Consider the following 14,354-nt stretch of genomic DNA (forward strand, 5'->3'; position numbering starts at 1 on the left):
GTATTATAGATATCATCAATAGATTTAACCAAATGGTAACGTTTCAAATTTTTGATATTAGAGGAAAATCTGAGTTTCCCGATATAAAAAAATTTGACATCTATATTTCTACTGGCGGACCAGGAAATCCTTTGGAAGGAGACGGAAATTGGGATTTAAAATACTATGATTTTATAGATGAATTATGGAATTGGAACAAAGAACAAAAAGTAAAAAAGCACGTTTTGTTTATTTGTCATTCTTTTCAAATGGCTTGTCATCACTTTGGATTAGCGCAAATTACGAAACGAAAATCAACTTCTTTTGGCGTAATGACCGTTCATAAAACGGAAGCTGGTATGAACGATCCCATTTTAGAAGGTTTAGAAAATCCTTTCTACGCTATTGATAGTCGAGATTATCAAGTAGTACAACCTAAATTAAGTATTTTTAGTAAAAAAGGAGCCATGATTATTTCGTTAGAAAAAATTAGAACGCATAGAGAATATGAACGAGCCATCATGGGAGTTCGTTTTTCAGATGAATTTGTCGGTTTGCAATTCCATCCCGAAGCTGATCCTGTAAGTTTTATAACCAATTTAAAAAGTGCTGAAAGAAGAGAAAAAATTATTGAGATGAAAGGCAAACTAAAGTTTCGTGATATGTTAGAAGATTTATTGGATGAAGATAAAATCTATAAAACAAACGAAACTATTATTCCAAATTTCCTTCGAAATGCAATTAATGATTTGATGAAACATAGAAAAACAATGTCGAATTAGTATTAAGTACTAAGTATTAAGTATCAAGACATTTGATCTTAACAGTCATCTTTATCGTATTACTTATAATTAATCAATCTTAATACTTAATACTTCCGTCTTAATACTTTTAATATGAATTCCAAATACCGCCAACTTTTCAACCATAATTTCACAGTAGAAAAGTACAATGCTTTCATTGATGATATTAATGCTGATTTTGATTATCAAGTAACCTTCCGAATTGGTGAAACACCCTTTTTTATTACCAATGAATTGAAAGCACAATTGCTTGAAGGTTGTCAGCAAGTCATTGATTTTATTAAGAGAGATGATTTTAAATCGCTTACTGATAGAGCATTGGAACTGAACAGAAAAGTGCCAAATGAAGACCAACACACCACTTTTTTAGCTATCGATTTTGGGATTTGTGAAGAAGACGGAGAAATTGTTCCCAAACTTATCGAAGTACAAGGTTTTCCCTCATTATTCAATTTTCAATATCATTTATCTCAAAAGTTTGTAAGCCACTACCCTTTTCTTTCCGAGCTAACACCTTTTTTAAATGGTTTAACCCCCACAAGTTATTTAAAACTAATTGAGGAAGTGATTTGCAATGATTTTCCAAAAGAACATGTAATACTTCTGGAAATTGAACCCGAAAAGCAAAACACAAAAATTGATTTTTATTACTGTCATAGCGACATTGGAATTCCTATTGTTTGTGTAACGGAATTGTATCAAAAAGGAAAACAACTGTTTTATAAGAATGAAAAAGGAGTTGAAATTCAAGTAAAACTAATTTACAATCGTGTCATTTTTGATGAATTGGATTTGCGAACCGATTTGCAATTAAACTTTGATTTTTCTTCAGATATTGATGTAGAATGGGCTGGACATCCCAACTGGTTTTTTAGAATTAGTAAATTCATTTTACCTTATTTTAAAGGAAAATATTTTATAGAAACCACACTCCTATCCGATTTAAAGGAAATTCCAACTGATTTGGAGAATTATGTCTTGAAACCATTATTTTCTTTCTCTGGAAGTGGTGTTATTTTCCACGTAAAACTAGAAGATATCGATGCCGTGACCGAAAAAGATTTATACATTCTTCAGAAAAAAGTGCACTACAAACCCATTATTCAAAGCCCAGATGGTTTGGTAAAAGCCGAAGTTCGATTGCTTGCCGTTTGGAAAAAAGATGCTCCATCTCCTACTCTAGTCACCAATCTTGTTCGTTTAAGTCGTGGTGAAATGATTGGCGTAAAATTCAATAAAGATAAAGATTGGGTTGGCGGAACGGTTGGGATGTTTGAGAAGTAATTTGATCTATTATCATTTTAAATGCAAACTTGTCATTTCGACGAAGGAGAAATCACATCAAGCAATAAAGATTATGTAATTTGTTTAATTTGTTTGCTTTCACACTAGTCTCATTTGTCGAAATGACAACTTAAAAATATATTTTTTTTATTTCCAAAAAACTTTTCTCTGTCGTAATCAATTGCTCAATAATTTCTTTTCGTAATTCTTCCAAATCCTCATAATGTAAATACTTAGCCCAAGCGGCTTCAGTAACTATTTCTTTAATGGTTCTAATGATTTTAGCGGTGTCTTTAGCATTTCTTAAAACCACTTTATCATCGTTTTCTAATGATTGTTTATGGTAAAAATTCACTTCTTGCGTCTTTATATTAGCTTTGATATAAAAGAGTTTTGAAGTATCATCGTTGGAATAAAAATCAGTCCAATTAGCAAAAGCAACTGTAGTATTTTGATTTTTAAAATCCGCTAAAGGAATCAATCTCCAATGACAATTAGAAACTCTTCCCCAATGATTGGAAATACGATACAATCCTTCAGCAGTAAAAATATAGTGACTACCAGATTGACTAGTGTAGTTTACTTTTAATTCTTTGATTGCATCAAAAAGAACTTCTTTCCAAATACAAAAGGTATGGGAATGGAAGTTGAGTTTTGTGTAGGTTTTCATTAAAAAAATATAATGATAATAATTAATCTTTTATTTTCTCAAAAACTACAATTAAGGTTTGATCACCACTTTTGACTTTTACTTTTACTAATTTGTCACTGGTAGCAGTTTCAAGTATTTCTCCATAAACTTTATGCCCAATCAAAGAATTATAAGCTTCAATATTTGACTCTTCAATTGTCAGTTCATAATTACAGTCAGAAATGAAATTTAATTTTGACTTAACAAAATATTTTCCATTATCAACTTTTTCAAAAACATAATCCTTTGTAAATTCAATTGAATAACCTTCTGTGATTTTTATATCTGTTTCTTTATTTAGAAAAATTCCTTTTTTTAAATAATCACAATTGGTTTTACTATCTTGATTTATAAGCCAATGAATGCTCTCTTGAGCTAAACAATTTAATGGCAAGAAAAAAAATAGAGAGGTAATTAAAATTAATTTCATTTAAATATTTTTTAAAACCGCAAATTCACAAATTAAAGTCAATTTAATAAAACCATTAAGATATTAAGTATCATTAAGATTGTTGCGCTTAATTTTCTTTTTCTCTTAATGGTTTCAATACAAAAACAATAAATTTTATTGTATAGTATAATTAGTGTAAATTAATAATTCGCGAATTTGCTGTTGACTTTTTTAATGCAATTTATTAACGGCTTGTTGCTGAGCAACCGTAGCAAAATCTCGTATTAATCGTTCGGCATAATCATCTAATAATTCACGAACTCTGGCATGATTATCACTTTTTACAATCAATCCAGCATGGTATTCCAACGGTACAAGGAAACACACTTCACTATCATTAAACCCAGATAAATCGGGATGTTCAAACTTGGATAGGGTTAATACAATTCCGGCAAATTCTTTTTTAATAGTTGGTAGTTTATATTCTTTTTCTTTCACTAAAGCATCTTCAATTTTTGCCCATTCACCCCAAAGATTGACACCAGATGCCGCTTCCACCATTTCGGCAAGATGTGCACCACCAACCCGAGAAGCGGTTTCAAGAAAATATATTTTTCCGTCATCATTGCATTTGATAAACTCAGTATGATTAGCACCATGTTGCATTCCAAAAGCTTTCATCACTTGTTCATTCATTTTTTTGATAGCTTTGTCATCCGCTGAATTGTATGGAATATTGGCACTTCTAAAAATTCCGCCACCTTGTGAAATCTCCATAGGTGTGGCTAAATATTGGGATGTTATAGAAAACAGCGTTTTTCCTTGCCAATTTAATCCATCACAATGAAATACTGCTCCTGGTTTGAATTGCTCTACTAAATATTTTATTCTATTTTCGTTACCCAATTCATGAATTTTCCGCCATAATTCTTCCTTTGAATGCACTTTCATAATTCCAGATGCCGAAGCTTCCGAACGGGGTTTTAAGACCCAAGGTGGCGAAACAGTATCGGCATATTCATTGATTTCGTCATCATTAAACAATGGACTAAAAGCAGGTATCGAAATTCCCGCATCTTTGGCACGCATTCGCATTGCCAATTTGTCTCGAAAATACCTTCCTGTGGTTTGTCCCATTCCAGGCATTCTGAGATTTTCCCTTAAATAGGCAGCTTTTTCAACGTCAAAATCATCCAAAGCTACGATACCATCAATCTTTCTTTCGCGCATTAATCCGGCGACACCAACTAATAAATCATCCAAATTCCAATCAATATCTTGACCCGGCATAAAAAATATTTCATCAATATAATCAAAGGCCCAAGGTTTTTCCCTTAGTTTTTCTGAAGTAATGAGATACACTCGGTTGCCTTGTTTTTTTAAGTTGATTAAAAAATCATTCCCTTTAAAATAATTGGAAATACAAATGAAGTTTTTGGTTGGATTATCCATATGCTATAGATTTTCAATAAATTTTGTAATTAGATGCACCCCATAGCCAGTAGCGTGCTTGGTTTTTGCAAATTCATCATCGCCAAAAGCCACTCCGGCAATGTCTAAATGTGCCCAAGATTGATGTTCATCAGTAAAGAATTCTAAAAATTTAGCAGCCGAAATGGCCCCAGCAACTGGTTTTCCAGAATAATTTTTTACATCGGCAATTTCACTTTCAATATCAGATTTATAAGCATCCCAAAGTGGTAATTGCCAGAGCCGTTCTCCTATTGCATCTCCTGATTGTTGCAGTTTTTTTGACAAATCTTCGTTATTCGTAAACAAAGCGGCACATTCATAGCCAAAAGTTCCCACAGCACTGCCTGTCAAAGTTGCCAAATCAATCACAGTTTCAGGTTTGTAGTTTTTAATTAAATAGGACAAACCATCCGCCAAAATCAATCTTCCTTCGGCATCGGTGTCAATAATTTCAATGGAATGTCCGGCATAACTTTGAATGACGTCACTTGGCAGAAACGAATGTGCATCTACTGAATTTTCGCAAGCAGGAACAATTGCGGTCACTCGATACGGTAATTTCAAATCGGCAATGAGTTGCATCGAACCTAAAACTGCCGCTGCACCTGCCATATCGCATTTCATTTGGACCATACCTGCGGTTTTAATATTCAAGCCACCAGTATCAAATGTAATTCCTTTGCCAACCAAACCTATATGTTTTTTGGCACTGGTTGGCTGATATTCCATGATGATGAATTGAGGTTCATTAGCACTTCCTTTTCCAACAGCAAGGAAAGAATGCAAACCAACTTCTGTAGCTTTTTTTCGATCAAAAACAGTTACTTCAAACCCGTATTTCTTTCCAGTTTCAAGCGCCCAATTGGCTAAGTATTTTGGATTGACTTTATTGGGCGGTAAATCGACTAAAGCCATAGTTTCCAATTGCGCATTGGCAATTTTAATGCCTTTTTCAAAAGTATCTTTACAATCATTTTTTGAAATATATTGTAACACAAAGTCTTTATGTAAAAAAGGATGTTTTTCTGTTTTTTTATAATGACCCAAATTGTATGTTCCTAAAAACAATCCAGAAACTGCTGCTTCTATAAGAGTACTGTCGAATTTTTCGATTATTATAAGTGTTACATTTTTTCCTAAAATATCAGATTGCTTTGCTGCTATTCTTCTGAAAATTGTCTTAACAGATTTATAATCGGTTTCTTTTCCTAACCCAATAAAAAGATGAGTGCAATCAAATTTTTCATATATATAATGCGTGTCTTTCTTTCCACAAAAAACATTGGAAGTTACTGATGCCAAATGGAATTCAATAGGAATAATGCTCTTTTCATAGGTTTCAAAAACGGGAATTAAAATGGTTCCTGTGTAGTCGTCAAGATTTTGTAATTGTTTAATTTTCATTACTAATAATTTTAAACTTTAATATGAGACCAATTTTCGCCACTTTTTATTCTGCTAATTTGCATTTCGCTTACGCCAAACTGTTTGGCAATCATTTTCAATCGCGTTGTACGATTGGGTTTTGCTAATAGCTTTTTGATATGAATCACCTTTGTAACAGTTAGTTTCCTGCCATCAGATTTTATATTGTGTTGAATTAATTTTTCGAAAGCTTTTTTAACATGCGGACTGTTTTTACTATGTTCCAACATTTGCTCTTTTGTTGCCCATTTTAAATTAGTGTAATCGTCATTATCTCTTTTGTAGTCAAGATGTAAAACATAAGTCTGATCATCTGATGTTTTTGGAATAAAATGCTCTGCAACTAATTTAGAAATAAAATAGTGTTTGTTATAGATTTTTCCGTCTTTATAAAAAATTTTGTATTTCAAAAGCCGATAACCATCTGCCGTACCTCCTTTTAACTCTCTAGCAAAATTGATGTCATTTATAAAACTAATAATGCGTCCTTTATTTGATACAGCATAACGTAATTTTAATTGATGTTCCAATGTTATTTCTTTGAATTCTTCATTGTCATATAACCTAATAGGAATCATATTTGCTAATTTCATAATATTTTTTAATATGTTATTCGTTTTTTGTGCTAAAATACAACCATTCAATCGCTTTCGGAAATTCATCACTCCAATAGCGTTCGTTGTGTTTTCCTTCCATATTGATACTTAGATGAATTTTCATTTTATCAACAAACCCCTCTTTTTTTAATAAACGTTTTTTGAAATTCTTAGCATGATCAATCATGGTTGCACTTTCATCGCCACCAGCGTAAAGATAAATCCGAGTTTCCTGTGGTTCATCCATATCGAGAAAAGACAGTTTTATTTTTGGAACAACCCATAATGAAGGCGAAAAAATCATTAATTTTCCAAAAACTTCCGGATACATAATCCCCGAAAATATACTCACTAATCCTCCCATAGAACTACCACCCACTCCAGTATGTTCTCTATTGGGTTTTGTTCTAAATTTGTTATCAACAAATGGTTTTAGTGTTTCTGTCAAAAAACGGATGTATTTTTTCCCTTGTCCGTTGCCCAATACCGTATTGCCTACATTGTATTCTTTAATTCTTTCTTTTTCGGCGTGTTCCACAGCAATTACAATAATATTTCCAATTTTATACTCAGCCATTACAGCTAGTTTTTTATCAATTTCCCAATTGCCATACTTGGCTTTTTCATTAAATAAATTCTGAGCATCTTGAAGGTATAAAACAGGATAATGTTCCGTTGATGTGTCGTAGTCATGAGGAAGTAATGCCCAAACTCTGCGTGTTTTATTTAGTTGTGGTATTTCAAATTCTTCTGAAATGAGATGTACTTGTGGCAAAAACTTGGATTTGAAAGGCAACCAATTGTGCCGCCATTTGGCAACATGTTCTTTGCGTACACCATTTTTTTGTTTACAAGAACGATTTTCAGTTCGGTTTCCAAATTTATCTATTTCAACTTCACTCCAGTCACCACGGGTAAACTTGTATAATAATTCATCTGGATAGGTAAAATCATTTTCAAATTTGAAATGATACAAACCTTGACCTACTCTTTCTAATTCAAATTTTTTATCTTGAGTGACCCAATTATTAAAGTTACCCGAAATGTACACTGGTCGTTCATCATCCTCGTCAGTGGTTAAAATAATATTGAGTTGGGGTTCAATTATATTCTTTATTTCTAAATTTTCTACTGCATTTTCTTCTGCTGTGCGCATGCTTTTTACTCATTTTACATAAAAGGTAAATATAATTTATTTACGGTTGCGAACAAAGTAATTCTCAAAAATTTGCAGATAATTGGTAATGGCTAATTTTTTTTGAAAAATTATAATTTTAAACGAAATAAAATTAAAAAAACCTAACAGATTTGGCTGTTAGGTTTATGGGTACGTTTAAAATAGTACTCAATCTTCTTCTTGTTCTTCTGTGGTCACACTATTTATTGTATCTGTTGCGTTTGCTCTTATTTCCGTATGACGAACTTCGCCACCCGTTGTACCTACTTGTTGTGCTAGAAAAACACCAACGGCAGCAGTGACAAGTGCTACATAAGAAATCAATTTGGCTTTGGTATGATTTTTAAAATTGGTGTACAATCCTAGTAATGAAACCACACCAAGCACATACAAAACCAAAGCCAATTTCTCAGCAATTTCTTCATGTTCGTGAATAATTTGTTTTCCAATGTTTGGCATATCTTCCACAGCTTCTTCAGCACCTTCGCCTGTTCCCATACTGAAAGCAGCAAAGATTGCGGCAATTATAAATAATGCATAGGAGACATTCTTGACCGTATTATTTTTTAAAACTATTCCAGCCAATAAAATTCCAAAGCCAAAAATTGTTCCAATAATTGGAAAATGGTTGACTACTAAATGTAAATGTGCGTCAGTCATAATATAAATGTTTAAATATCAATCAAAGTTAACCTTAATAAATTGGTAAGAACATGATAAATATCATTATTTTTGAAATCCTAGGATTACTTTTGTTCCTTCGTTTTCTTTACTCTCAATTTGTAATTCAATTTGAAGTAAAAGGCATAATCTTTTTACAATTGATAATCCCAATCCAGTTCCTTTTATCTCGGGATGATCATTGGATTTTGAACGATAAAATTGATCAAATATCTTTTGCAAATCTTCTGCTGTTATCCCTATTCCTGTATCGGTTATTGTGCAAACTAATGTAGCTGTTGTTTCAACTATTTCAAAATGAATAGTGTCTTTTTGTTTCGAATATTTAATAGCATTAGTCAAAATATTATTGACAATAATTGAAAGTAAATAGGAATCGGTATGAACATAATAATCTTTAACAAAATCCAAATTACAATTGAGTTTCTTGTCGCTTATTGTTAATGAATTTCGTGAGATAATATCTAAAAACAAAGCATTTAGTGAAACTTTTTCAATTTTTAAGGTTTGCTTTTGATTTTCAAAACGTGCCAATAAAAGCAATTCATCTACCAAATGATTTAATCGATTTACTTCACTGATGCAAAAATCTATTTTTTCTTTATACTCCTCAGCATTACGGGGTTTACGTATCAGCACTTCTAATGTTCCTTTGATAACTGCTAGTGGCGTTCTTAGTTCGTGTGAAGCATCGGAAGTGAATTGTTTTTCTCGTTCGATAGCGTTTTCTACTCTATCTAATAAGTTATTTATCGTTTTGGATAAGGTAAACAATTCATCTCTGTTTTGTGGTAACGGAATTCTGGATTTTAGATTATCTTTTGTAATAATATTGGAGGTCTCAATAATAGAACTTATGGGTTTTATACTTCTTCCTGCAATAAATCGTGCGATGAAAAACAATATTATAAGAATAAATGGAAAGGAAACTAATAGTATTGTAAATAAATTATTCAAAACCATAGCCGAATCTTCTAATGACATGGCAACAATTAGAAACCCTATGATTTTTGTGCCTTGGTACAACGGAACTTGAATTTGTCGAACGGAAATATTTTCTAGTTTGGTGTCAAAGAGTTCGTTGTTTATTGCATCAGGATTGTATTTCAATAGTTTTTGTTTCAAGTTTGGCGATTTTTCTACCAAAGCGCCTAATTCGTCTACAAATTGAATAAATGCTGGACTGACATCAACTTTATTAAATTGGATTGACTTCCATTGTTCTTCTCGAACCAAAAGCACACAGTTTTCCTTAACTTCAATCTCTTTTAAATGTTTTACCACTTCTGATTGTATGTCAGCATTTACTTTAAGATAAACACTATATCGAACAATAGAGTATATGACAAAAAACACTACAGATATTAATAATGCAGTGGATATTAAATAATTGGAAGCTATTCTGTTTTTAAAAGAAAGTTGTTGCATTGTTTTTAATCATTTGCGATATAACCAACACCACGAATGGTTTTAATATAATCTTCATCGACTTTTAGATTTAATTTTTTTCGCAGCGCATTCATAAAAACATCAATGACACCGGTATCGTATTCAAAATGTATATCCCAAACATCTTGAATAATTTGCGTTCTAGAGCAAACAACTCCTTTGTTTTTGACCAAATAATGCAACAAATCAAATTCCTTTTGGGTTAAAGAAACTTCGATTTTATTTACAGTTACTTGGTGTTTTTGGATATTGATTTCTATGGGACCAAGTGTTAGTAGTTCCAATTCTTTCTTGTCCCTGAGTTGCACTTTTATGCGTTCCAACAACTCGTCAAAACTAAACGGTTTTTTGATGTAATCATTAGCACCGCTTTTCAATCCTTCTACTGTTTCTTGAACTGTGTCTTTGGCAGTTAAAAAGATAATTGGTACTTTATTGTTTTCTTGTCTGATGGTTTTACACAGTTCTAAACCGGTCATCTTAGGCAACATCCAATCCAATAATAATAAATCGAATTTGTCGTTTTGAAAAAGTTTTAATCCTTCTTTGCCGTCTTTTGCCGCTGAAATTATATACCCTTCTTCTTCCAATCCTTGTTTTAAGAATTGTACAATTCCTTCTTCATCTTCCACTATCAATATGTGCTTCATAGGACTTTTTTTTATTGAAAAATAAATTTGAACGCCATTGATGCAATATCTGCCTCTAATGTATCGCTACGAGAATAATGATTGTATCTAAAATCGATATTTTTTAAGCCAAATTTCCAAATATGGGCTTTGGTAAAAATATCAACATAGGAAGCACCAAGACCATATTGATTACTGCTGAATTTTGACAAATCATAATCAGAGGTATAATATTCTTCGGTAGAAAGATGTGTTTCAAAAGGGGCAAAATACTTAGAAGCCGTTTGTGTGTAATAACGATACATAGGATAAACGGTGAATTGATCACTCAATTTAAATGGCACTTCAATATTGGCAGTGTGTGCTGTAATTCCCCAATCATCAGAATAGTATCGGTAATAGGTTCTTACTTTCAATGTTTCGTTTACATAATAATTGAAACGTATTCCAATTGGTACTTTAAATCGAGTGCTAGGTAAACGCTCAACATCATCGGCTAATCTATATACACCTATGTTTTCTGCTGTTTCATATACTGGAATGTATTGTGTTTGTCCTATATAATAATTTGGTTTGTCGGCAAAGTAAATTCTGTGGTATGGAGTTGACAACATGCCTTCTTGTTGTAAAACGTCAAAAAATAACGAAGCTTGCAATTTTTTTGTTAGTATTTGTGAGAAAGAGAAAGACAACGAATAGGAGTTTCTGTTTACAGTTTGCCAAGGTTCAAATTTTGAAGGTAAGTAACTAGTTGAGCTATTTGCACTTTCATCATACACAGTAACACCTGCAAAATAACCAGCATTCAAGAAATTGCTACCATATTTAGAATATTCATGAAGTTCTGTTGGATAAATAGGTCGCCATTGATCTAAATAGGCATTGGCTTTCAAACTTAATTCCGTATTTTTTTCATTAAACAATTTGGCAATACCACCACCAAAACCAATGGATGTGTAATCATACTCATTAGAAAAAGAAACATCAGCATTCCAAATAAAATTTCTACTGTCGGAACTGTGACTATAGTTGGCATTGATGCTCACAAGTTGATCTTCAGCAGATGCCCCAGAAGACGCCAGCCATGGTGTTCCATATGGTTCAGTAACATTCTTGTCATCATCTCCACCACCACCTGATGCTCCACTGCCATTAAAAGGATTAATATTACTTGATGATGCCGAAGTATAGGCAGATATACCAACATCTACCGTCAAAATATCATCGGCATTTAGAGGCATGCTTACAACTATATTGGATGCTAAATCGGTTAATTTTTCAGAACCCATACCACCAGAAACAGCAGAATGTATTCCATCTTGCTTGTAATAACTGATTAAATAGTCAACTTCTGTAGCGTCTAAAACTCTTTTTTTAAACGTAGCAGTAGAATCTTTATCTTGTGCAAAAGAAAAGCAACTTATTAAAATAGCGATTACAATTGAATACTTTTTCATTATATTGTTTTAATTACAACCGCAACCTCCCCCAGTTTTTCCACCATTGGCACCTGCAGCTGCCTCACGATATACTTGAAAAGTAACATCGTATCTTTCTGTATTCTTGGCTGCTAATTTCATTTCGGGATCGTTGATATACTCCTTTTCATATTCTTTTACTGCTGTGCAAGAAGAGAGTAAAGCCAATACTACTAGTAATCCAAATACTTTATTCATGTTGGTATTTTTTTAAATCTATATTTTTTGAAGTTGATACTTTTCCTTCTTCATCTACCATAATGCAACTGATGCCAGGCAACTGATTGACTAAATTCATCCCGGCGTCTTTTCCCATTACAAATACACCAGTTGCCAATGCATCGGCTAGTTCTGTGGTTTTTGCAAATACGCTCACACTTATTAAACCTGTTGCAGGATATCCAGTTCTAGTATCAATAATGTGTGAATATCTTTTTCCATTAAAGGTAACATATTTTTCATAACTACCCGAGGTTTCTACCGCAGTATCTTCAAGGGGAAAGGTAGCAAATATTTTATTCTTGTTCATAGGATTTTTAATACCCACTTTCCATTGTTCGCCATTAGGTTGTTTCCCCCAAGTGCTAATGTCGCCCGAAACATTCACTAAACCGGCAACACATCCATTTGATTGTAACAATGCTTTTATTTTATCGGCTATGTATCCTTGCCCTATTCCTCCCAAACCGAGTTTCATCCCTTCGTCTTTGAGCATTACCGTTAGATTTTCTTTATCGATAATAATTTTTTGATAACCCACTTTGGCTACCGATTGTTGAATGGCTTCTGGCGAAGGCATTTCTTTCATGCTACCATCAAATTTCCATATCCTATCCATGGAAGCATAACTAATATCAAAAGCACCATCTGTGAGTTTGGATATTTTAATGGAACGTTCTATCAATTCTATCAATTCCAATGGAACTGTAACCGCTTTTTTACCCGCAGCTTGATTGATTTGTGACACTGGTGTAGTTGGTATCCAATCAGAGATTAGGTTTTCTATGCGTTTTACTTCGGCAATGGCTTGGTCTTCATACTGATTGGCTTGAATGGTATCTTTGGCAACCACCGTTATTTCAAATGGACTGCCCAGCAAACTCACTTTTCGTTTGTGAATGAGTTGCGCATTGGCACTGAAACCAATGATGAGCAATACTACCAACTGTTTGTTCATGCGTTATTTTATAATGGCTTGTAATTCTGAAATGTATTTTGTTGCCGATTGGTTTTCATACCCTTTCTTGGCGATTACTTTTCCTGTTTTGTCTAACACTACAACTAACGGAAAAAAGCCGTCTTTATTGTATTTCTCTGCCAATGCCAAGTTCTCATTTTTTATATCTTCGGGCAGGGCGTTGCCTTTCTTTTTTGGGAAATCGGCGCGCAACAAAACTAATTTCTCATCAGCATAGGTTTTAAAATCAGCCGATTGCCAAACATTCTTATCTAATTTAATGCATGGCCCACACCAATCAGAACCTGAAAAAACCAATAGTATGTTTTTGTTTTGTTCGGTTGCGGTTGCTTTGGCTTCTTCAAAATTGGTTTTCCATGTTTGTGAGTAAGTTAAACTTGTAATTAATAATGTGATAGTAATAAGTATCTTCTTCATCTTTTTCATTTAAAATGGTAAATATCTAAATGTAAGGAAAACTCAAATTTAGTTTTTTATAAAAGTACAGTAATTCCGAAACCCAAGGAATGACTTTTGTCATATTTAATCAAATTTTAATTTTAGTTTAAGCTAACCTTAATTTTAGGGTAAATTAATATTAAATGTCATTCTACTTAAGCAAATCAAAATTCTATATCATAATTTTGCTATATTCCATTATCGTGAATAAAAATAAAAGAATACAAAAAAATAAATTATGAAATATATAGTAACCATTGTATTAATGACTTTGACAGTTGTTCTAGTAAATGCCCAAACCAAATATAAAAATGTAGGGAAGATTGGAGAATATAAAGCGGACTGGGCATTAGTAACACTTAACAATAAATTAGGATTCATTAATGAAGATGGAAAAGAAGTCGTAAAACCAAGCTATGATAAGATTGGGCTATTTGGTGAATATAAACCAGAATGGGCATTAGTAACACTTAACAATAAATTAGGATTCATTGATGAGCAAGGAAAAGAAGTAGTAAAACCAACCTATGATAAGATTGGGCTTTTTAGTGAATTGAAAGCAGATTGGACTTTAGTGCAAATTGGCAAAAAACTAGGGTTCATTAATGATAAAGGAGAAGAAGTCGTAAAACCAATTTATGACTTAATCGGACAGTTTGATG

General features: G+C 32.7%; 16 protein-coding genes. 3 read left to right on the top strand and 13 right to left on the bottom strand.

Annotated features, from left to right (window positions below):
* Positions 1-761: type 1 glutamine amidotransferase (locus tag ACK5ON_RS07925; protein ID WP_409821469.1), on the top strand; the 761-nt coding region annotated here is incomplete at its 5' end.
* Positions 762-875: 114 nt separating this feature from the next.
* Complete coding sequence (locus tag ACK5ON_RS07930) at positions 876-2,066, top strand: hypothetical protein (RefSeq protein ID WP_409821471.1); 1,191 nt, start codon at positions 876-878, stop codon at positions 2,064-2,066.
* Between the two features lie 130 nt (positions 2,067-2,196).
* On the opposite strand, the gene ACK5ON_RS07935 is transcribed toward ACK5ON_RS07930, so the two are convergent.
* The 13 genes from ACK5ON_RS07935 to ACK5ON_RS07995 form a co-directional block, all read right to left on the bottom strand.
* On the bottom strand, positions 2,197-2,736 hold the full coding sequence (locus ACK5ON_RS07935) for a hypothetical protein (protein WP_409821473.1): 540 nt from the start codon (positions 2,734-2,736) through the stop codon (positions 2,197-2,199).
* Positions 2,737-2,758: 22 nt separating this feature from the next.
* Positions 2,759-3,187: a hypothetical protein gene (locus tag ACK5ON_RS07940; protein ID WP_409821475.1), complete on the bottom strand. Its 429-nt coding sequence runs from the start codon at positions 3,185-3,187 to the stop codon at positions 2,759-2,761.
* 192 nt (positions 3,188-3,379) lie between these two features.
* Positions 3,380-4,600, bottom strand: coding sequence for an acetyl-CoA carboxylase biotin carboxylase subunit family protein (locus ACK5ON_RS07945; RefSeq protein WP_409821476.1), 1,221 nt, complete (start codon positions 4,598-4,600; stop codon positions 3,380-3,382).
* Between the two features lie 3 nt (positions 4,601-4,603).
* On the bottom strand, positions 4,604-6,025 hold the full coding sequence (locus ACK5ON_RS07950) for a leucyl aminopeptidase family protein (RefSeq protein ID WP_409821478.1): 1,422 nt from the start codon (positions 6,023-6,025) through the stop codon (positions 4,604-4,606).
* A gap of 11 nt (positions 6,026-6,036) precedes the next feature.
* On the bottom strand, positions 6,037-6,639 hold the full coding sequence (locus ACK5ON_RS07955) for a hypothetical protein (protein ID WP_409821480.1): 603 nt from the start codon (positions 6,637-6,639) through the stop codon (positions 6,037-6,039).
* Between the two features lie 16 nt (positions 6,640-6,655).
* Positions 6,656-7,798: an alpha/beta hydrolase gene (locus ACK5ON_RS07960; RefSeq protein WP_409821482.1), complete on the bottom strand. Its 1,143-nt coding sequence runs from the start codon at positions 7,796-7,798 to the stop codon at positions 6,656-6,658.
* Between the two features lie 189 nt (positions 7,799-7,987).
* Positions 7,988-8,479 carry a hypothetical protein gene (locus tag ACK5ON_RS07965; RefSeq protein ID WP_409821484.1) on the bottom strand — a complete coding sequence of 164 codons (492 nt, stop codon included), beginning with the start codon at positions 8,477-8,479 and terminating at the stop codon, positions 7,988-7,990.
* 66 nt (positions 8,480-8,545) lie between these two features.
* The gene (locus tag ACK5ON_RS07970; RefSeq protein WP_409821486.1) at positions 8,546-9,928 is read right to left on the bottom strand and encodes an ATP-binding protein; all 1,383 of its coding nucleotides are present in this window, start codon (positions 9,926-9,928) and stop codon (positions 8,546-8,548) included.
* Positions 9,929-9,933: 5 nt separating this feature from the next.
* Positions 9,934-10,599, bottom strand: coding sequence for a response regulator transcription factor (locus ACK5ON_RS07975; protein WP_396176720.1), 666 nt, complete (start codon positions 10,597-10,599; stop codon positions 9,934-9,936).
* 11 nt (positions 10,600-10,610) lie between these two features.
* A complete protein-coding gene (locus tag ACK5ON_RS07980; RefSeq protein WP_409821488.1) occupies positions 10,611-12,035 on the bottom strand; it encodes a DUF3570 domain-containing protein in 1,425 nt (474 codons plus the stop codon).
* A gap of 9 nt (positions 12,036-12,044) precedes the next feature.
* Entirely contained in the window at positions 12,045-12,254 is a 210-nt protein-coding gene (locus ACK5ON_RS07985) for a DUF4266 domain-containing protein (RefSeq protein WP_409821490.1), read from the bottom strand.
* Complete coding sequence (locus tag ACK5ON_RS07990; protein ID WP_409821492.1) at positions 12,247-13,233, bottom strand: FAD:protein FMN transferase; 987 nt, start codon at positions 13,231-13,233, stop codon at positions 12,247-12,249. Before ACK5ON_RS07990 ends, ACK5ON_RS07985 begins: the two co-directional genes overlap by 8 nt.
* Before the next feature lie 3 nt (positions 13,234-13,236).
* Entirely contained in the window at positions 13,237-13,671 is a 435-nt protein-coding gene (locus tag ACK5ON_RS07995) for a thioredoxin family protein (RefSeq protein WP_409821494.1), read from the bottom strand.
* Between the two features lie 259 nt (positions 13,672-13,930).
* Here ACK5ON_RS07995 and ACK5ON_RS08000 point away from each other — a divergent pair.
* The coding region (locus ACK5ON_RS08000; protein WP_409821496.1) for a WG repeat-containing protein at positions 13,931-14,354 on the top strand (424 nt) is incomplete at its 3' end.

The sequence above is a fragment of the Flavobacterium sp. genome (assembly GCF_046317795.1).
GTDB lineage: Bacteria > Bacteroidota > Bacteroidia > Flavobacteriales > Flavobacteriaceae > Flavobacterium.